At 71.2% G+C, this 20,507-nt stretch carries 14 protein-coding genes and 1 pseudogene; 6 read left to right on the top strand and 9 right to left on the bottom strand.

The features are described from left to right. Positions 1–114: 114 nt before the first annotated feature. Positions 115–786, bottom strand: a pseudogene (locus tag KCH87_RS03610) (TerD family protein); the annotation flags it as partial. Positions 787–1,173: 387 nt separating this feature from the next. On the opposite strand from KCH87_RS03610, the gene KCH87_RS03605 reads away from it, so the two are divergent. The 5 genes from KCH87_RS03605 (at position 1,174) to KCH87_RS03585 (ending at position 9,721) form a co-directional block, all read left to right on the top strand. Beyond that, positions 1,174–2,964, top strand: coding sequence for a M4 family metallopeptidase (locus KCH87_RS03605; RefSeq protein WP_210583968.1), 1,791 nt, complete (start codon positions 1,174–1,176; stop codon positions 2,962–2,964). A 116-nt stretch (positions 2,965–3,080) separates the two neighbouring features. Beyond that, positions 3,081–4,256: an ROK family transcriptional regulator gene (locus KCH87_RS03600; RefSeq protein WP_210583966.1), complete on the top strand. Its 1,176-nt coding sequence runs from the start codon at positions 3,081–3,083 to the stop codon at positions 4,254–4,256. A 41-nt stretch (positions 4,257–4,297) separates the two neighbouring features. After that, on the top strand, positions 4,298–6,100 hold the full coding sequence (locus tag KCH87_RS03595) for a CBM35 domain-containing protein (protein WP_210583964.1): 1,803 nt from the start codon (positions 4,298–4,300) through the stop codon (positions 6,098–6,100). A 73-nt stretch (positions 6,101–6,173) separates the two neighbouring features. Beyond that, positions 6,174–8,549, top strand: a complete 2,376-nt coding sequence (locus tag KCH87_RS03590) for a glycoside hydrolase N-terminal domain-containing protein (RefSeq protein WP_210583961.1) — start codon at positions 6,174–6,176, stop codon at positions 8,547–8,549. Beyond that, the gene (locus tag KCH87_RS03585) at positions 8,546–9,721 is read left to right on the top strand and encodes an SGNH/GDSL hydrolase family protein (RefSeq protein WP_374198943.1); all 1,176 of its coding nucleotides are present in this window, start codon (positions 8,546–8,548) and stop codon (positions 9,719–9,721) included. The genes KCH87_RS03590 and KCH87_RS03585 overlap by 4 nt, the downstream gene beginning before the upstream one ends. A 29-nt stretch (positions 9,722–9,750) precedes the next feature. Here KCH87_RS03585 and KCH87_RS03580 read toward each other — a convergent pair whose 3' ends face one another. From KCH87_RS03580 to KCH87_RS03560, 5 genes are all read right to left on the bottom strand, one after another. Continuing rightward, positions 9,751–12,693 (bottom strand): helix-turn-helix transcriptional regulator, encoded by a 2,943-nt coding sequence (locus KCH87_RS03580; protein WP_210583960.1) that lies wholly within the window; start codon positions 12,691–12,693, stop codon positions 9,751–9,753. Between the two features lie 124 nt (positions 12,694–12,817). Next, positions 12,818–13,171 (bottom strand): UBP-type zinc finger domain-containing protein, encoded by a 354-nt coding sequence (locus KCH87_RS03575; protein WP_210583958.1) that lies wholly within the window; start codon positions 13,169–13,171, stop codon positions 12,818–12,820. After that, a complete protein-coding gene (locus KCH87_RS03570; RefSeq protein ID WP_210583956.1) occupies positions 13,168–14,625 on the bottom strand; it encodes an ATP-binding protein in 1,458 nt (485 codons plus the stop codon). The genes KCH87_RS03575 and KCH87_RS03570 overlap by 4 nt, the downstream gene beginning before the upstream one ends. Next, the gene (locus KCH87_RS03565) at positions 14,622–16,298 is read right to left on the bottom strand and encodes an FAD-dependent oxidoreductase (protein ID WP_210583955.1); all 1,677 of its coding nucleotides are present in this window, start codon (positions 16,296–16,298) and stop codon (positions 14,622–14,624) included. The genes KCH87_RS03570 and KCH87_RS03565 overlap by 4 nt, the downstream gene beginning before the upstream one ends. Before the next feature lie 124 nt (positions 16,299–16,422). Then, complete coding sequence (locus KCH87_RS03560) at positions 16,423–16,779, bottom strand: VOC family protein (protein WP_210583953.1); 357 nt, start codon at positions 16,777–16,779, stop codon at positions 16,423–16,425. 59 nt (positions 16,780–16,838) lie between these two features. Here KCH87_RS03560 and KCH87_RS03555 point away from each other — a divergent pair, with 59 nt between their 5' ends. Next, positions 16,839–17,711, top strand: a complete 873-nt coding sequence (locus tag KCH87_RS03555) for a universal stress protein (protein ID WP_210583951.1) — start codon at positions 16,839–16,841, stop codon at positions 17,709–17,711. Position 17,712: 1 nt separating this feature from the next. On the opposite strand, the gene KCH87_RS03550 is transcribed toward KCH87_RS03555, so the two are convergent. From KCH87_RS03550 to KCH87_RS03540, 3 genes are all read right to left on the bottom strand, one after another. Continuing rightward, positions 17,713–18,945 carry a DUF4032 domain-containing protein gene (locus tag KCH87_RS03550; RefSeq protein ID WP_210583949.1) on the bottom strand — a complete coding sequence of 411 codons (1,233 nt, stop codon included), beginning with the start codon at positions 18,943–18,945 and terminating at the stop codon, positions 17,713–17,715. Positions 18,946–18,955: 10 nt separating this feature from the next. Beyond that, positions 18,956–19,702, bottom strand: coding sequence for an MBL fold metallo-hydrolase (locus KCH87_RS03545; protein ID WP_210583947.1), 747 nt, complete (start codon positions 19,700–19,702; stop codon positions 18,956–18,958). A gap of 150 nt (positions 19,703–19,852) precedes the next feature. Continuing rightward, positions 19,853–20,479 carry an alpha-ketoglutarate-dependent dioxygenase AlkB gene (locus tag KCH87_RS03540; protein WP_210583945.1) on the bottom strand — a complete coding sequence of 209 codons (627 nt, stop codon included), beginning with the start codon at positions 20,477–20,479 and terminating at the stop codon, positions 19,853–19,855. Between the last annotated feature and the right edge of the window lie 28 nt (positions 20,480–20,507).

Here is a 20,507-nt window from a genome sequence, read left to right as displayed (position 1 = left end):
AGGGGGGGGGGGGGGGGGGGGGGGGGGGGGGGGGCGGGGGGGGGGGGCGGGGGGGGGGGGGGGGGGGGGGGGGGGGGGGGGGGGGGGGGGGGGGGGGGGGGGGGGGGGGGGGGGGCGGGGCGCGGCGGGTGCACGAGGTGGCGCGGTGGCGGGGCGGTGTGGCGCGGCGGTTGGACGCTGCGTCGCCGTGGCGGGGCGGTGTGGCGCGGTGGGCGGACGATGTGGCGACGCGGCCGGGCGGTGTGGCGCGCGGGAGGATGCGGGCGCTGCTCCGTACGGCGTGGGCGGCGCCTGGGCCGTCGGGCTGTCGTCGAGGACCTCCACCCCGAAGTCGCGGGCGAGGCCCGCCAGTCCGTCCGCGTACCCCTGACCGAGCGCGCGCACCTTCCAGCCGGTGCCGCGCCGGTAGATCTCCGCGAGCAGCAGCACCGTCTCCTGTCGTAGCCGCGGTGGGGTGAACCGGGCGAGCAGACGGCCGCCCGGACCGGTGACCAGGAGGGTGGGGGCGGGCAGCCGGCCCAGGGGAGTGCCGGGATCGGCGGCGCTGACCACCACCGTGACCTTGGTGGCGCCGGCAGGCAGCCCCGGTGGGTCGACCGTCAGCGTGTCGTCGTGCAGCCGGGCCCCCGGCGCGGACGGCTGGTTGTAGAACACGAAATCGGCGTCGCCCCGGACCTTCCCGCTGTCGTCCGTGATGAGTGCGGACACGTCGAACGGGCCGGGCACCCGGACGGTCACGGCGCTGCCCGGGAGGGGCAGATTGCCCCCTGGGACCAACTCGCTCATGGTGCCGCCTTGGTGGTCGTGGATCCGGCCCCGGTCGGGGTTGTCCGGAAAACGTCCACCGGGGCGTACGGGTTCCCCACCACCGCGTTACCGGCGCGACGAGCAGGCGATGCGACGTCGGTCACATCGACGCCGGGCAACCTTCCCGCGTCCCGTCACCTCTCCACAGTCGACGGACGGTTGATCGCCCTCCGATCGCTGAGCAGTACGGATGCATGCCTTATCGCCATGTAAAGCATTTAACGGACGATTCATGCTTTACATGGGCATGACTCATCCGTAAGGGTTGCGCACCGGGGGCCCGACCAGCCCCCATGGCGCACCAACTGCGCCATGCCTCAAGGCGGTTGGTGACCCCGGCCGCCTTCGCACGAAGGAACCCCTCAAGTGCGCAGACCTCACATACGCAGCCTGGCGGTCGCCGTAGCTGTGACGACCGCCGCAACAGGGCTCACCGGCACGGCCTTCGCCGGCCCGGCCACGGGGACCGACCACGCCGCCGTCTCCGCCACCTCTGCCGCCTCCGTGGTCGACGCGGCCCGCGCCGCCGCCTTCGCCCACGCAACGGCCGCCGGAGTCGCAGCGGGTGACGAACTGCACGCCCAGGACGTGCTGATCGACCCGGAGGGCGCGCGCCACGTCCGTTTCGTCCGGGCCCACCACGGGATGCCGGTCCTCGGCGGCGACCTCGTCGTCCACCTCACCGAGCAGTTGTCGTACGCCGGTGTCACCCGGGCCGCCGACCACCGCGTCACGCTCGCCTCCGAGGCGAAGCTGACGACCGGCCAGGCAGAGGAGAAGGCGGCCGACATCGCGAAGGGGACGGTGAAGAGCGTCGAGCTCGTTGTCGACGCCCGGCGTGGCGCGTCGGCCCTCGCCTACGAGGTGCGTGTCAGCGACAGCGACACCGCGGAGGGCGGCGGCTCCCGGACCGTCGTCATCGACGCCCTCACCGGCAAGGTCCGCAGCAACACGCCCGACAGCGAAGAGTTCCTGTCACCGGATCTGGTGGACGCCCTGCGCGAACGCGGCGAGACGCTCGACCCGGCCACCGGCACCGCCCCACAACCCACCGGCCTCGCCGCGACTCCCGCGGCGGGGGCCGCCCGCTACCCGGCACCGGCGACCGGCACCGGCACGTCCCTCTTCGCCGGCAAGGTCACGCTGACCACCACCCGGACCGCCCGCACCAGTTACGTACTCAAGGACCCCAGCCGCTGGGGCACCGAGACGCGGGACGCCAAGGGCGGGGAGCCGACGAGTTTCGCCCGCGGCAAGAAGATCACCAGCACCACCAACAAGTGGGGCACCGGCACCGTCTCGAACCGTGCGAGCGCCGCCGTCGACGCCCAGTACGGCATCACCAAGACCCTGGACTTCTACAAGAAGACCTTCGGCCGCAAGGGCATCAAGAACGATGGCAAGGGCGCCCGTGCCCTGGTCCACTTCGGCAACAAGGTCGGCAACGCGTTCTGGGATCCCACCTGCGGCTGCATGCTGTACGGCGACGGCGACGGCGACATGTTCAAGAAGCCGCTCGTCGTCCTCGACGTCACCGGCCACGAACTCACCCACGGCGTGGTCGACGCCACCGCCCGTCTGGAGCCCACCCGCGTGGACGCCGAGGGCAACCAGTACGGCGAGGCGGGCTCCCTCAACGAGTCCCTCGCCGACATCTTCGGCTCCGCCGTCGAGTTCAGCGCCGACAACCCCAAGAACCCGCCCAACTACCTCGTCGGCGAGAAGCTCGGCCTCGACCAGAAGTTCCTGCGCCGCCTCGACCGCCCCTCCCTCGACGTGCTCGAGCGCGCGATCGACTACTGGTCACCGGCGGTCTACGACGCCGAGGTGCACGCGGGCTCCGGCGTCTCCTCGCACGCCTACTACCTCCTCGCCGAGGGCAGCGGCCGCAAGAAGATCGGCAGCGTCACCTACGACTCGCCGACCTACGACGGCCTGCCGGTGAAGGGGATCGGCCGCACCAAGGCCACGGCGATCTTCTACCGCGCACTGACCCGCTACATGGTCTCCACGACCGACTTCCACGACGCGCGCAGCGCGACGCTGAGGGCGGCCAAGGACCTCCACGGGCTCAACAGCACGGAGTACAAGGCGGTGAACCGGGCGTGGGCCGCCGTCAACGTAACCCTCGCCAACACGCCGGCCGCCGGCCACTGACATCCCACCCGGCAGCCGAGGAGTCGCCGCGAGTCGGCACATGCGGCTGCCGGGTCTCACAGGTAAATCCTGCTTCTTTTATTGACGACGGAAAAAAACAGTTCTAGGTTCCGGCCATGCACCCGCCCGTCCGTGCCGAGACCTTCCCCGTCAATACGCCGGCCTCGTCCCAGATCTTCACCGCCGTCCTCTCCCAAGGGCCCCTCACCCGGCTGGAGTTGGCGCGGCGGTCCGGCCTCTCCGCGGCTGCCGTCACCAAGGCGGTCCGGCCCCTGATCGAGGCCGGTTACCTCGTGGAGGACGTGGACGCCGCCGCGCGTCCGGCGCTCGGGCGGCCCGCGAACCTGGTCCGGGTCGACGGCGGACGGGCGCTGTTCATCGGGATCAAGCTGACGGGCGACGAGATCATCGGCGTGCTCACCGACCTGTGCTGCCGTATCCGCGTCGCCCGCCGCGCGTCGCCGCCGGCCCGCGCTCCCAAGGCGGTGCTGTCCTCGGTCGCGGATCTGGTGCAGGAACTGCTCGCCGAGGCAGACGAGTCGGGCGCATCGGTCCTCGGCATCGGCATCGCCGTCTCCGGCGACGTCGACCGCGGCGAAGGAGTCGTCCGCTACTCGCCGTTCCTCGAGTGGCGCGACGTCCCGCTCGCCGAACTCGCCGCCATGACCACGGGGTTGCCGGTCACCGTCGACAACGACGTGCGGGCCCTGACCGTCGCCGAACAGTGGTTCGGCGCCGGTGCCGGACTCTCCGACTTCGCCGTGGTCACGGTCGGTGCGGGCATCGGCTGCGGCCTCGTCGTGCACGGCCGGGTGGTCGCCGGCGCGCACGGAGTGGCCGGTGAGATCGGCCATGTGACCGTCGACCCGGCGGGCCCGCTGTGCCACTGCGGCAACCGCGGCTGTGTGGAGGCGATCGCCGGGGACGCCGCGATCGTCCGGCAGGTCCGCGAAGCCACGGGCATCGAGGTCGCCGACACCGCCGAGGCCGTGGCCCTGGCCCACCAAGGAGTCGCCGGAGCACGGGAGGTGTTCGCACGCGCCGGTGCGGCGATCGGCCGGGGCATCGCCACCGTCGCCAACCTGCTCGGCCCCGAGCGCGTGATCATCTCCGGCGAGGGCCTGACCGCCTACGACCTGTTCGCCGAGCAGATTCGTGACACCTTCACCGCCGCCGCCTTCGGCTCCGCCGCCCAGTGCGACGTACAGACCCGCCCGCTGGCCTTCGAGGAATGGGCACGCGGGGCCGCCGCCACCGCGATCCAGTCCTTCATCAGGTCCGACCTGAACTAGCACCCACCCGCACCCGCACCCACCACCAGGAGGCACGACCCATGCGGTCATCCTCGTACCCCGTCATGCCCGCACGCGCGCTGAGATCCGTGCTCGTGCTGGCCCTCACCGCCGGCTTCGCGACGACCGCCTCGGCGGCCGGCGCCGAGACCACCGCCGAGACAGCGGCTCCCGCAGTCGCCGCCAAGCCCTATATGGGCTGGACGAGTTGGAGCATGCAGTCGTCGAAGTACCCGGGCCTCAACCCGAAGGGCGACTACAGCTACCTGTCCGAGGCGAACGTCCTCAAGCAGACCGACGCCATGGCCGCCAAGCTGAAGAACTACGGCTACGAGTACATCAACATCGACGCCGGCTGGTGGATGGACTGGTCGTGGAAGCAGAACTACGACGAGTACGGCCGCCAGAAGGCCGACCCGGAGCGCTTCCCGAGCGGCATGAAGGCCGTCGCCGACCGCATCCACGCCAAAGGTCTCAAGGCCGGCATCTACCTCCCGGTCGGCCTGGAGAAGGGGGCGTACAACGACGGCAAGACGCCGATCTGGAACGCCGAGGGCTGCACCACCGCCGACCTCGTCTACGACGACCTGCGCACCACCAACGGCTGGGACAGCGCCTACAAGATCGACTTCTCCAACCCCTGCGGGCAGAAGTACATCGACTCCCAGGCACAGCTGTTCGCCGACTGGGGCTATGACTTCCTGAAGCTCGACGGCGTAGGCCCCGGCTCGTTCAAGAGCGGCGACAACTACAACAACGTGGCCGACGTGGCCGCCTGGCAGAAGGCCATCGCCACCGCCGGCCGCCCGATCCACCTGGAGCTGTCCTGGTCCCTCGACTACGGACACGTCGAGGACTGGAAGAAGTACTCCAACGGCTGGCGCATCGACACGGATGTCGAGTGCTACTGCAACACCCTGGTCAGCTGGGAGAACTCGGTCGACGACCGCTGGGACGACGCCCCGGCCTGGACCGACCACTCCGGCCCCGGCGGCTGGAACGACCTCGACTCCGTCAACGTCGGCAACGGTGAGATGGACGGCCTCACCAAGGCCGAGCGGCAGAGCTACGCCACCCTGTGGGCGATAGCCAAGTCCCCCTTCTACACCGGCGACGACCTCACGAAGCTCGACTCCTACGGCTTGTCCCTGCTGACCAACCGCGATGTCATCGCGATCAACCAGAGCAGCGCGCCGCCCGCCGAGCCCGTCACCGCCTCCGACCCGCAGCAGGTGTGGGCCGCGAAGAACCCCGACGGCACCTACACCGTCGCCCTGTTCAACCTGTCCGACGCCCCGGCCTCGGTCACCGCGAACTGGTCGACCCTCGGCTTCAAGGGCAAGGCCTCGGTACGGGACGTCTGGAACAAGGAGACCCTCGGCTCCTACACCGACAAGATCACCCAGGCGCTTCCCGCACACGGCTCCCGGCTGTTCACCGTCACGCCGCGCGGCACCGGCCTGGCGTGGACCGGCTACGAGGCCGAGGCCGGCACGCTGAGCGGCAGCGCCTCCGTCGCCGACTGCTCCGCCTGCTCCGACGGCCGCAAGGTCGGCAACCTCTACGTCGGCGGCAAGGTCACTGTCAACGACGTCCAGGTGGCCAAGGCCGGCACCTACCAGATCAAGGTCGCCTACGTCAGCGGCGACTCCCGTTCGATCGCCGTCTCGGCCAACGGCGGTGGTGGCACATCGCACAAGTTCGCGTCCACGGGCGACTGGGCAACGGTGAACAGCGTCTATGTGCCGGTGAAGTTGAAGGCCGGGGCCAACACGATCACGTTCGACAGCGGGTCCGGCTACGCGCCGGACATCGACCGGATCGACGTGCAGAAGACCTCCTGATCTCCTTCCGTCCTCCCCTCGGGGGCCCGGTCCCTGTGCCGGGCCCCCGCCCCAGCCGCACCCGGAGCCGCACATGAACACCAACCCGAACGAGCCCAGCAGAAGAACCCTTCTCTCCCTCGCCACCACGGCCGGCCTCACCGCCGCCCTCGGCACGCTGCCCACCTTCACCGCCTCCGCCGCGCCCGCCCGCCCCGCCGAAGTCCCGCTGCCCGCCGACGCCTCCAAGCAGCAGCTGTGGTGGCAGGCCCCCGGCGACGAGGGCTCACTGATCGAACAGGGCCTCCCCGTCGGCAACGGCCGCCTCGGAGCGCTCGCGAGCAACGACCCGGGCCGCGAGCTGCTGATGATCACCGACGTCTCGATGTGGACCGGCGGCCTCAACGGCACGCTCGACAACGACGGCCAGTTCCCCTACGGGCGCGCCGACTTCGGCTCCTTCACGCTGCTCGCCAAGCTCACCGTCGACATCCCGGACCACGACCTGGGCGCCGTCTCCGGCTACCGCCGCACCCTCGACCTCGCCCAGTCCCTGGTCACCAGCTCCTACGTCCGCTCCGGTGTCACCTACCGGCGTGAGATGTACGCCAGCCACCCCGACGACGTGATCGTCCTGCACTTCACCCAGAGCGGCGGCGGCCGCTACACCGGCTCGATCAGCCTGACCGGCACCCACGGCGAGACCATCACCGCCGCCGAGTCGTTCGGCGCCACCCTCGCCAACGGCCTGCGCTACGGCGCCGCCGTCAAGGCCCGCAGCAACGGCGGCAAGGTCACCGTCAACGGCACCCGGATCGACTTCTCCGGCTGCAAGGAACTCACCGTCGTGGTGAGCGCCGGCACCAACTACGCGCCCGACGTCGAGAAGAACTACCGCAACCCCTCCCTGGACCCCGAGAAGCTGGCCCGGACGAAGGTCCGCGACGCCGCCGCGGAATCGGCGGACGCCCTGCGGCGCACCCACATCGCCGACTACCGCAAGCTCTACGGGACGATGGACCTCTCGCTCGGCACGTCCTCGGCCGAACAGCGCGAACTCGACACGTGGGAGCGCCTGCACGCGCGCGACCGCGACGACGTACCCGACCCCGAACTGGAAGCGGCCTACCTCCAGTTCGGCCGGTACCTCACGATCTCCGGCTCGCGCGACAGCCTGCCGCTGAACCTCCAGGGCGTGTGGCTCGACGGCAACGACCCGGACTGGATGGGCGACTACCACACGGACGTCAACATCCAGATGAACTACTGGATGACCGACCGGGCCGGCCTGTCCCAGTGCTTCGACGCCTTCACCGACTACTGTCTCGACCAGCTCCCGTCCTGGACCGAGCTCACCAAGAAGCACTTCAACGACCCGCGCAACCGCTTCCGCAACTCAAGCGGAAAGATCGCCGGATGGACGGTCGCCTTCTCCACCAACATCTACGGCGGCCTCGGCTGGTGGTGGCACCCCGCGGGCAACGCCTGGCTGTGCCAGAGCCTGTGGGAGCACTACGAGTTCACCCAGTCCCGGACCCACCTCGCGAAGATCTATCCGCTGCTCAAGGGCGCCGTCGAGTTCTGGGAGTCGCGGCTGCTCACCACCACTCTGCCGGGTACCTCGCAGGAGGTCCTCATCGCGGACAGCGACTGGTCGCCGGAGCACGGTCCGCAGGACGCCAAGGGCATGACGTACGCCCAGGAACTGGTGTGGATGCTGTTCGGCTACTACTGCGTCGCGTCCGCGGAGCTGAAGCGTGACACCGGTTACGCGGACACGATCGCGGGCATGCGCAAGCGCCTGTACCTGCCGAAGGTGAGCCCGACCTCGGGCTGGCTGGAGGAGTGGATGTCGCCGGACAACCTCGGCGAGACCACCCACCGGCACCTGTCACCGCTCATCAACCTGTTCCCCGGCGACCGCATCCGCCCCGACGGCTCCACCCCGAAGGAGATCGTCGACGGCGCCACCGCCCTGCTCACCGCGCGCGGCATGGAGAGCTTCGGCTGGGCCAACGCCTGGCGCAGCCTATGCTGGGCCCGGCTCAAGGACGCCGACAAGGCCTACCAGCTGATCGTCAACAACCTCCGCCCGTCCGTCGACGGCAGCAACGGCACTGCCTTCAACCTCTTCGACATCTACGAGGTGGAGAAGGGCCGGGGCATCTTCCAGGCCGAGGCGAACTGGGGCACCCCCGCGGCCATGCTGGAGATGCTGCTGTACTCCCGCCCCGGGCACCTGGAGCTCCTCCCGGCCCTCCCCGACGCCTGGGCCGAGTCCGGCTCCGTCACCGGCGTCGGGGCCCGCGGCGGCTTCGTCGTCGACCTGCGCTGGAAGGACGGCAAGCCGACCGAAGCCCGCATCCGCAGCGTCGGCGGGCGGACGACGACGGTGGCATACGGCGGCACATCCCGGACGGTGAACCTGAAGCCCGGGCAGTCCGTGACGCTGAAGGACCTGGCCCGGTGATCGCCAGACTGGTCGCCGCGTTGCTGGTGGCCGGAGGGGCCCTCCAGGCCGCTCCGGCGCAGGCCGCCGACGCCCGGCCGTCCGAGGTCATCACCTGGGGCGCGAGCGCCGATCGGATGGGCGACGCGGTCGCAGGCCAGGGCTACCGGCTCGTCGTGCACACCAGCGCGGCAGGCACCGACCTGCGGATCCGGCTCTCCAACGCCTTCGGCGACCGGCCGATCACCTTCGACAGCGCCTACGCCGGCATCCGGAAGGCGGGCGCCGAACTGGTCCGCGGCAGCAACCGGCGGCTGACCTTCGACGGCGCGCCGTCCGTCACCGTCCCCGCGGGCGAAACCGTGCTCAGCGACCCCCTGCCCGGAAAGGTGCCCGCCGCGACCGACCTGGTGGTCAGCATCCATTCGCCGGACGCGGCGGGCCCGGCGACGGGACACGGCATGGCGATGGCGACGTCGTACACGACTCAGGGCGATCACACGGCGGAGGAGGGTGCCGCCAACTGGACGGGTACGACCGGCTCGTGGTTCTACCTCGACGCGGTCTCCGTCCGTACCACCTCGGCGGCGGTCGTCGCCCTCGGCGACTCCATCACCGACGGCTGGCAGTCCACCACCGATCTCAACCGCCGCTGGCCCGACTATCTCGCCCGCCGGCTCCAGCAGGCCGACACGGACGTCAAGGGTGTGGCGAACGAGGGGATCTCCGGCAACAAGGTGCTGGCCGACGGCGCCGGCCAGAGCGCCCTCAACCGGCTGCAACGCGACGTCCTGTCCCAGCCGGGCGTGCGCACCGTGTTCCTCTTCGAGGGCGTCAACGACATCAAGGCCCATACGGGCGTCACCGCCCAGGCCATGATCGACGGCTACCGGGAGATCATCGCGCGGGCGCACGCCGCCGGTAAGTGCGTCGTCGGTGCCACCGTCGGACCCTTCAAGGGCTGGTCCGAATGGGACCCGGCGGCCGAGGCCGTACGCCAGGAAGTGAACCAATTCGTCAGAGCCGGCGGGGAGTTCGACGCCGTCACCGACTTCGACCGCATCCTGCGCAGCCCCTACGACCCCGAGCGGATCCTGCCCTTCTTCGACAACGGCGACCATCTGCACCCCAACGACAAGGGAATGCAGGCCATGGCGGACGCCGTGGACCTGGACAGCCTCGACTGTGCATGACCCATATCCGACCCGGCTGACGGGGCTCGTCAGCCGGACGCCGTCGGCTCCGGGGTGATCAGGCCCCGCCGGTAGGCGATCGCCACGGCCTCGGTGCGGCTGGCGGCGCTCAGCTTGCCGAGGATGTTGGAGACGTGGACGCTCGCCGTCTTGCCGGTGATGAACAGCTCCTCGCCTATCTGCCGGTTGCTGCGGCCGAGGGCGAGGAGCCGCAGGACGTCCTGCTCGCGTGCGGTGAGCAGTGACGGGCTGTGGCTGCCGGTGTCCGACAGCCTGCCCCGGCGGATCAGGGCGTCGGCCCGCTCCAGCAGTGGCGTGGCGCGGAGTTCGACGGCCATCTCCCGGGCCGCGCCGGCCTCGACGGCCGCCTCCTCGCGACGGTCGGCCGCCAACAGGGCCTCGGCGTACCGCAGTCGGCAGCGCGCCCGTTCGTACGGGTCGCCGAAGTCGAACGCGGCGACCGCCTTCCCCCACGCCTCCGCGTCCGAACCGGATACGGCTCGCATCCACTCCGCCTCGGCCCGGGCCAGCCACGCCTGGCCCTCCGGGCCCTGCGGGATGCCGTCGTCACCGTGCCCGGCCACATTCCGCGCCAGCTCCACCAGCTCGACCGCCGTCTCCGCCAGGCGGTGCGCCCCGGCCTCGTCGCCGGTGCGGCGGAGTGCGACGGCCGAGTCGGCGACGGCGGACAGGGCGAGTGCGGCGAGGCGGACCGTCGCGTCGGGAGGCGTGCCGGCGTCGTCGGTGAGCGCCGCGACCGTCGACCGCATCTGCTCCACCGCCTCGTCCTGATCGCCGAGCAGCGCGGCGGCGTCCGTCAGCACGATGCCCGCGACGAGCGTGGCCATCCAGTCGAACGGCCCCTCCAACAGGGCGCGCGCACGGTCGGCGGCCTTGACGTCGCCGCGCGCCAGGGCGACGTACAGCGCGGGACCCGCCGTGTATCCGCCGGCCGCCGGCAGCACCTCGGCGTCGCTGGCCGCCGCGCTCAGGCACTCGTCCCAGCGTCCCAGGGTGTACAGCACCAGCAGCTGGAGATAGCGCATCTCCAGCGGATACGGCGAGGACAGCAGCCCGGCGCGGCGGGCGCGCTCCAGGCCCTCGGCCAGCCAGGGCAGGCACTCCTCCAGATCACCGGACTCGAAGCAGCCCATGGCGAGGTTGAACAGGGCGCGCATCTCCACCGGGGCGTTGCCCGAACTGCGGGCCAGCTCCCGGGCCTCCTTCAGCCGCTCGCGGCCCTGAGGTGTGCGGCGGCCGCCGCCTTCGAGAGTGGCCAGCGAGATCAGCAGGTCTGCCTGGGCGTCCGTCACCTGCAACTGCTCGGCGGTGCGCAGGGCTTGGCGGGCGACACGGATCGCGACCTCGGTCTCCCCGACCTGGCGGGCCGCCATCACATGCGTGGCCGCCGCCCACACCCAGGTCCGCGACGCGGGTTCGGCGGGGATCAGGGCGAGCGCCTCGCTGCTGTACGCGAACGCCGCCGTCAGGCTGTCGACGCTGATCAGGTTCCCGGCGAGCGTGTAGCGGACCCGGGCGGCGAGTTCCGAATCCGCGTCCTGGCCGATGCCGGCCAGCGCGGAGCGGGTCAGGGAGACCGCGCGGTGCGACTCCCCGGCGTGCGCGGCCGCGGCGGAGGCGCGCAGCGTCAGCGTCACCCTGTCGATGCCCTCGCCCGAGGGCCGGGCGGTCGGGTCCACCGAAGACCACACGTCGAGCGCGGCTTCCAGGTGCCTGAGTTCCTCGGCGGGAGCACCGAGCCGGTGGGCATGGTCGGCGGCCTCCAGCGTGGCGGCCAGGGCCTCGGTCAGGTCATGGCTCGCGCGGTAGTGGTGGGCACGCTCGGCCGCGGTCTCCGCGCGGTGCCCCCGGCCGGAGAGCAGCCGGGCGAACGATCCGTGCAGCCGGGCCCGTTCACCCGGGAGCAGATCGGCGTACACCGCCTCACGGGCGAGGGCATGCCGGAAGGAGTACGTGTCGCCGCCCCCGGAGACGAGGAGTTGCCGCTCCACGGCCTCCCGCAGTGCCGACTCCAGCTCGTCCTCGGGGAGTCCGACCGCGTCCCGCAGCAGGTCGTGCTCGACCCGCCGCCCCGCGACGGCCGCCGTACGCAGCACCTGCTGGGCCGTGTCGGACAGCTGCTCGACGCGGATGAGGAGGACGTCCGCGAGACCGCTGGGTACCCCGCCGGCCTCCGCGTCCGTGGCGGCCAGCAGTTCCTCCGCGTAGAAGGCGTTGCCCTCGGCGCGCTCGACGATCCGGCGGACCGTGGTGTCCGGCACCGGACGGGCCCGCAGACCGCGCACCAGACGGGCCACGTCCGGGTCGGCCATCGGCCGCAGTTCGAGCCGCTCGACGGCGGGCAGCCGCACCAGTTCGGCGAGCAGCGGACGCAGAGGGTGACGCCGATGGAGGTCGTCCGCGCGGTACGACGCGAACATCGCCAGCCGATGCGTGGGCGCACCGCCCGCGGGCCGCTGGAGGATGCCGCGGCTGAGCAGGAACCGCAGCAGATCCCGTGAGGACTGGTCCGCCCAGTGCAGGTCCTCCAGCACGAACAGCAGCGGAGCGATGTCCGCCAGGTCGGCCAGCAGCCCCGCCACACCTTCGAAGAGCCGCACCCGCCCGCCGTCGTGCGACCCGGCACCGAGCAGCCGGTCCACGGCCGGATGCGCTGCGAGGACCGGCGCGAACCGCTCGTCGGCGGCAAGCACCCCCAGCACCTCGGTGAACGGCAGATACGGCAGCCCGACGTCCCCCAGATCCACACAGTGCCCGGTCAACACGGTCATCCCGGCAGCGGCGGCCCGCCCGGACACCTCATCCAGCACCCGCGTCTTCCCCACCCCGGCATCCCCGGCGATGAGAACGGCGCGAGCCTCGCCGGCACGGGCGCGCTCCAGTACGCCGGAGAGGCGAGCAAGCTCGTCCTCCCGGCCGACGATGGGCGAGGTGAAGGCGGTCTGCGGCACAAACTCATCCTGTCACGCACCACTGACAGTGCCTGGTCCGACGCCAGGGGCGCGGGGAACTGCGCGACCAGCCCAAGACGGCCTACAGTCGCCGACGGACAGAACCCCCCGAGCTCTTAGGCGCTCACGCCCGCAACACCCGCGCCCAATCCTCCGGCACCCGCCCCGCAGGGCCCGGCACCGCTTGATCAGCCGGATGACTCACCGGCCCCGCCAGATCCGGCCCCGCCTCGTACATCTCGGACGTCGCGTAGTTCCAGAACCATCCCTCACCCGGCTCGAAACTACGGACCACAGGATGCCCGGTGGCCTGGAAGTGCGAGGTCGCATGCTTGGCCGGCGAGGAGTCGCAACAGCCGATGTGCCCACACTGCGCGCACCGCCGCAGATGGAACCACCAGCCGCCGGCCTCGTCGCACTCCACGCATCCCGTGCCACTGGGCGGAACAGTCGGGTCGATCATGTTGTCGCTGGTCATGCCGGCTCCTCGGGTGTGTCGGATTCCCCCGCGGTGAGCGGCAGCAGCACCTGGAAGCGCGTGTCGCCCGGCTCGGACTCGACCTGAAGCGTGCCGTGGTGCTTGTTGACGACGATCCGCCAGGAGATGTCCAGTCCCAGCCCGGTGCCCTCACCCACGGGCTTCGTGGTGAAGAAGGGGTCGAAGATGCGGCTGCGGATCTCCGGCGGCACGCCGGGCCCGGTGTCACGGAACTCCACCAGCAACTGGTCGCGGTCGAGCCCCGTCCGTACGGTCAACGTCCCTTCGCCCCCGACGTCGTTGATCGCGGCGACCGCGTTGTCGATGAGGTTGGTCCACACCTGGTTGAGCTCCGCCGGGTACGCCGGGATCTTCGGGAGCGTACGGTCGTACTCCTTGACGACCTTGATCCGCTCCCCGGTCTTGCCCGAGAGCATCAGCAGCGTGGAGTCGAGGAGTTCGTGCACATCGGCGACCTGGTAGGGCGCCCGGTCGAGCTGCGAGTACTGCTTGGCGGCGTCGACGAGGTGTGAGATGCGGTTGGTGGAGTCGTTGATCTCGTCCATCAACAGCTCGGTCTCGACGGTGTAGCTGAGCCAGCCGATCGCGTTCGGGAGGATCTCCTCGTCCACGGCAGCCGCGATCTGGTCGAGCCAGTCGGCGTCGATACCGGCCTGCACGAAGGTGGGCGCGATCCGCCAGCCCTCCTGGATGCCGTGGTCGTCGAGCCAGTCGGTGAGGGCGTCCTCCCGGTCGGCGGCCTCCAGTGGGCTCAACACGGGGGCCTTGGCGACGCGTTCGGCGGTGCGTTCCTGGATGTCGATGAGGTTCGCCATGACCTCGGGGGAGTAGGAGCCCTGGGCGATGACGGCGAGCTTGTGCCGCATCTTGCCCACCCGCTCCCGCAGTGTCGCGGTGGCTCGTACGGCCGCCGCGGCCGGGTTGTTGAGCTCGTGTGTCAGACCGGCCGACAACGAACCGAGCGCCAGCAGCCGTTCGCGCTGTCCGATGGCCCGCTGAGTGCTCTTCGAGCCGAAGAAGAGCCCCTCCAGGAGGTGGACGGCCATCGGGAACCACTGCTGCATGAAGTCCGAGAACGCCTCGCCGGGCAGCACGAAGAACCGGGACGGTTCCGTGACCCGCATGGAGTTGTTGTAGACCTGCCGCACCCGGTCCCCGAGGTACGCCTGCATGGACCCCGCGTACACCCCACGCTGGGACGTCCGAGTGACCTCCACGTCGTCGCCGCCGACCCGGCGGGAGAGGACGACCGTGCCCTCGATCATCACGTAGAAGCAGGTGGCCGGATCACCCTCGGTGTACACGGGCCCGGGCTCGAACTTCTCCACCCGCCCCTCGCGGCACAGTTGCCCGAGCTGCTCGGGGGACAGCTTCTCGAACAGGAACAGCGACCCGATCTCCGTGGGGTTGCACGGCAACGGCTGCCCGCTCATGACTGCTCCAGATACCGGTGGACGAGCATCACGGCCATGGCTCCCTCTCCGACGGCGGACGCGACGCGCTTGGCGGACTCGGCGCGCGCGTCGCCCGCCACGAACACGCCGGGAATGTTGGTCTCCAGGTGGTACGGCGGCCGGTCCAGCGCCCAGTCCGCAGGCGGCCGTCCGTCCGGGGTGAGGTCGGGCCCGGCCAGGATGAAGCCGTGCTCGTCCCGCAGTACCGTGCCGTCCAGCCAGCCGGTGAGCGGAGCCGCGCCGATGAACACGAACAGCCACTGAGCGTCGACCAGTTCGGTCCGCCCGCTCTCCATGTCACGCAGGGTCAGCTGCTCCAGGTGGTCGGAGCCGTGCGCGGACTCGACGACGGTGCGGGCGCGGACCGAGATGTTGGGTGCCTCGTCGATCTGCTGGGCCAGGTAGTACGACATCGACACCGCCAGGTCCACACCGCGCACCAGCAGGGTCACCGACTTGGCGCCCCGGGCCAGGTACATCGCCGCCTGTCCGGCGGAGTTGGCGCCGCCCACGATGTACACGTCGTGTCCCTGGCAGGAGGCCGCCTCGGTCAGCGCCGACCCGTAGAACACGCCGCATCCGGTCAGATCGGTCGTGCCCGGCGCCTGAAGCTGCCGGTACGACACGCCGGTCGCCAGGATCACACTGTGCGCGGCGACCGCCGATCCGTCCGAGAACCGTACGACCCGTGCCGCGCCGTTGATCTCCAGTCCCGTCACCTCGCGCGCGGTGAGGATCTCGGCGCCGAACTTCGCGGCCTGCCGCCGGGCCCGGTCGGTGAGCTGTGCCCCCGAGACGCCGTCGGGGAAGCCGAGGTAGTTCTCGATGCGTGAACTCTGCCCGGCCTGCCCGCCGGTCGCCGACCGCTCCACGAGCACCGTGCGGAGGCCCTCCGAGGCCCCGTACACGGCGGCGCCCAGCCCGGCCGGGCCGCCCCCGATCACCACGAGGTCATAGAAGTCGGCGGTCGGTGTGGTCGCCAGCCCGACGTGGGCGGCGAGCTCCGGCGCGTCCGGCTCGACGAGGGGCGTGCCGTCCGCGGTGATCACGACCGGCAGCCGCTGCCCGTCCTGGCCGGCGGCCGCCAGCAGCCGTCCGCCCTCGGGTTCGTCGGCCGAGTACCAGCGGTACGGCACCTGGTTGCGGGCCAGGAACTCCCGTACGTCCGAGGAACGCGCCGACCAGCGGTGCCCGATCACCTTGGTGCTGGGCACCGGCCGGAAGTCGCTACAGCGCCATGCCTCCAGCAGATCGTCGAGGACGGGATAGAGCTTCTCCTCGGGCGGATCCCACGGCTTGAGCAGATAGTGGTCGAGGTCGACGACGTTGATCGCGTCGATCGCCGCGTTCGTGTCCGCGTACGCGGTCAGCAGCACCCGGCGTGCCCCGGGATACACGTCCAGGGCCTGTTCGAGGAACTCGATGCCGTTCATCTGAGGCATGCGGTAGTCGGCCAGGATCACAGCCACCAGATCGCCGCGCAGCTTCAGCTCGCGCAGTGCCTCCAGCGCCGACTCGCCGGACTCCGCGCGCACGATCCGATACGACGCGCCGTAGCGGCGCCGCAGGTCGCGGGCGACGGCACGGGAGACTCCCGGGTCGTCGTCCACGGTCATGATGACGGTCCGCGCTGCGTCGGCGGCCTGTGCCATACGTCTCCCACCCCGAGAGCGGTCGGAATTCACGGTACGGCGACCCCGTCCCCGCCGCGCCGGCTCCCGCCCATCGTATGTTCGATCGTCCCGCTTCGCTCAGGTATGCGGACGCCGGGCGGCCTCAGCGGCGCCGTGAACTCAGCACGCAGAACTCGTTGCCCTCCGGGTCGGCAAGCGTGACCCAGCTCTCCTCGCCCGTCTGACCGATGTCCGCATGGCGGGCGCCGAGCGCGAGGAACCGGGCGACCTCGGCCTCCTGGTCGTCGGGGCGGAAGTCGAGGTGCAGTCGGTTCTTGACCGTCTTGCCCTCGGGCACCGGCCCGAAGATCAGCCCCGGCAGGCGGTCCTCCCGCGGCCGGATCTCGTACTCCTCCGGCGAATCGTTCAGCACCACCCACCCCAGCGCGTCCGCCCACCAGCGGCCCAGGGCGGCCGGGTCGGCCGAGTCCACGACAACTTGCTCCCACTCCAGACTCATCCCGGCAGCGTAGTGAAGACTGGTCGAGGGACGCGACCGCACTACTGGGAGGCAGCCGCATGACACGCCCGATCACGGCAGGGGTCGACGGTACGGAGGAGAGCCTCGCCGCGCTGGCATGGGCCGCCCGGGAGGCGGTCCGCCGCGAGCTGCCGTTGCGTGTGGTGCATGCCTGGCGGTTCCAGCCGCACGAGGCCATTGACACCGGGGACGCCGACCAGCAGGCCGGATGGGTGCGGGACGCGGTGGGAGAGGCCGCCAGGAGCGTCGCCGAGCGGCACCCGGACCTCGGCGTGACCACCGACGTGCTGGAGGGCAGCCCGGTGGACACGTTGGCCGCCGCGGCGGCCGACGCCGAGCTGCTGGTGCTCGGTTCGCGCGGCCACGGCCGTGTCGTCGGCTTCCTGCTCGGATCGGTCGGACAGCAGGTCATCGCCGGTGCCACGCGACCCGTCGTCCTTGTGCGGGCGGGGGACGAACCCGCCGCCGAGGCCGCGGGCCGCGAGGTCGTCGTGGGCCAGCAGGGCGACCCGGACGACAGCGCCGCCGTGCTGCGCTTCGCGTTCGAGACGGCGGCCGCGCGCGGGGCGACCGTACGCGCCGTACGGGCCTGGACGCTGCCACCGGTGTTCTCCTACAGCCCGGCCTCGCTGAAGCTGCTCGACGAGGCCGGGGGCCTGGAGCCGTACGAGAAGAAGGCGCTGGCCGCGGCGCTCCTGCCGTGGCGGGACCGGTTCCCCGACGTCGCGGTGGTGGAGCACGTGGAGATGGGCAGCGCGGGGCAGGTGCTGCTGGAGGTGGCGGGGCGGGCCCAGCTGGTGGTCGTCGGCCGCCGGGCCCGCCGTACCGCCGTCGGCGCACGGATCGGCTCGGTCGCCCACGGGGTCCTGCATCACGCGAGCTGCCCGGTGGCCGTGGTCCCGCCCGTCTGAGTCACTCCGACGTCGGCTGGAGCGTGTCGCGCGCCGTGGGCAGGATGTTCTTGACGTAGTCCGCCACCACCGTGTCCAGCCCGATGTCGTGCTGGGCGCGCTCGGACAGGTACCAGCGGTGTTCCAGCAGCTCGTGGTAGATCTCGGCCGGGTCCATCGAGCCGCGCGCCTCCAGCGGCACCGCGCGCACGGTCGGGCGGAACACGTCCCGCACCCAGCGGTGGGCGAGCACCTCCGGGCGGGCGCCGAGGGGGTCGCCGGGGGCGTAGTCGTCCTGGGTGGCCATCCAGCTCTCCAGGTCGTTCAGGAGTCGCCGGGCCTGGTTCTCCTCGGTGTCGAGGCCGGTCAGCCGGAGCAGCTGGCGCTGGTGGTGGCCCGCGTCGACGACCTTGGGTACGAAGGTGACCGTGTCGCCGTTGGAGTTGTGCTCGATCTGCATCTCGGCCACGTCGAAACCGAGTTCGTTCAGGCGGCGTATCCGGCGTTCTATGTAGTGGTACTTGCCCGCCGGGTAGACGGAGGTGCGGGTCAGCTCGTCCCACAGGTCCCGGTAGCGTCCGCAGATCTCGGTGCCGAACTCGATCGGGTCGACGGACGGGTGCAGCGCCCCGGACGCCTCCAGGTCCAGCAGCTCGCCGCTGATGTTGACCCGGGCGAGGTCGAGGTCGTAGTCGCGCTGTCCGGTGCTGAGCTGCGGATACAGGTCACCGGTCTCGGCGTCCACGAGATACGCGGCGTAGGCGCCCGCGTCCCGCCGGAAGAGCGTGTTGGACAGCGAGCAGTCGCCCCAGGCGAACCCGGCGAGGTGCAGCCGGACGAGCAGCACGGCCAGGGCGTCCATGAGGCGGTGCATGGTGGCCGGGCGCATCGTCGTCTCGAACATCGAGCGGTACGGCATCGAGCCGCCCAGATGCCGGGTGATCAGCACCGGTTCCAGCGGGGCGCCGTCCTTGTCGGCACGTCCGGTGACCACGGCCAGCGGGTCGACCGCGGGGATGCCGATGCGGTCCAGGTCGCGCAGCAGCTCGTACTCGCGCAGCGCGGGCCGTTCGGCCAGCTCCTTGACGGCGATGACCTCGGAGCCGGCCCGGGCGTAGCGCACCACGTGGCGGGAGATGCCGCGCGGCAGCGGGACGAGGTACTCCTCGGGCCACTCCTCCAGGGGCACATCCCACGGCAGTTCGAGGAGGAGTGCGGGGTGCTCCGGGTTGGTGGCGCTGATCTGCAATGCCATGGCCCGAACTCTAGAGCGCGCGCTCCCGGGCGTGCCGTGCCGCCTCACGTACTGGACCGCGGTGCACCGGCCCGTGGCCGGGGACCAGGACGTCGGCGTCGAGGCTCTCCAGGGTCTCCAGCGAGGTCACGGCGCGGGCGCGCTCGTGATGGAACATGTCCGGCAGCAGCTGCGGCCCCTTGACGCGCGAGGTGGGATGGCCGCTCACCAGGGCGTCGCCGGAGATCAGCACCCCGGCGTCCGGGAGGTGGAACGCGGCGTGCCCGAGCGTGTGGCCCGGCGTGTGCACGGGGACAGGGCGTCCGGGCAGGTCCAGCGGACCCGGTGCCGGGAACGGCTGCGGTTCGGCGACCGGGATATGGGCGGTGCCGCCGACCCGCAGGGCGTGCACGGCCCACGGCAGCACGCCCGGACGCCAGCCGTTCTTCAGGACCTGGCCGATCGACACCTGGTGCAGGAAGTCGCGGCGGGCGTGCGGCACTTCGGCCTCGTGGAGGAAGACCGGCGTGCCGTACGTGCCGCGCAGATGCTCGGCGGAACCCAGGTGGTCGTTGTGGGCGTGCGTGATCAGCACCGCCGTGACGGTTTCCGGTGAACTCCCCACCTCCGCAAGCGAAGCGAGAAGCAGCTCGCGGTCCCCGGGGTAACCGGTGTCGACCAGCGTGACGGCGTCCCCCTCGGTGAGGATCACCCAGTTGGTGTTGCTGCCGTGCACCAGATAGGTGCCGTCGGCGACTTGCTGCACTGCTGCCCGCATGATCGTCCCGCCTGGTGAGGTCCCAGCCCGACGGCACCAGCAAAGCAGACCACGGACGATGCGATGCCTCCGGGGCAGGGGTGAGGCTGCCTCCGGCACCGTCCGCCGGAGGCAGCCCCCGCGCGCATCCGAAGCGGCCGCCTCTCCGCCTCAGTGCACGCCGTCCGGGCGGAACTGCACGCTGATGCGCGGTCCCGCGGCCCGTGCGGTCTTCGGTACGGCGTGCTCCCAGGTCCGCTGGCAGGAGCCGCCCATCACGATGAGGTCACCGTGGCCCAGCGGCCGCCGGACCGTGTCTCCGCCGCGCATCGGGCGCAGCAGCAGATCACGGGGCGAGCCCACGGAGAGGATCGCGACCATCGTGTCCTCCCGTGCGCCCCGCCCGATCCGGTCGCCGTGCCAGGCGACGCTGTCCCGGCCGTCGCGGTAGTAGCACAGCCCGGCGGTGGTGAAGGGCTCGCCCAGTTCGTCGGCGTAGTGCGCGCAGAGCGCGTCCCGCGCCTCGTCCAGCACGGGGTGCGGGAGCGGGTCGTCGGCGCCGTAGAACGCCAGCAGTCGAGGTACGTCGACCACGTGGTCGTACATCGTGCGCCGTTCCGCACGCCAGGGCACCTCGGTGGCCAGCTGTTCGAACAGGACGTCGGAGCCCTCGAGCCACCCGGGCAGGACGTCGATCCACGCGCCGAGGCCCAGCTCGGTCCGGCGCATCCCGTCGAGGGAGCCGAGCCGGAGCCGGTCCGCCTGGTCGAAGAGCGAGCCCTGGAGGTGCGTGGTCATGGATCCAGCGTAACCCTAATTCGAAAAT

This window comes from Streptomyces sp. GESEQ-35 (assembly GCF_017948485.1).
Lineage (GTDB): Bacteria > Actinomycetota > Actinomycetes > Streptomycetales > Streptomycetaceae > Streptomyces.
The sequence above is the reverse complement of the archived record's forward strand: the minus strand, read 5'-3'. Positions and strand labels throughout refer to the sequence as shown.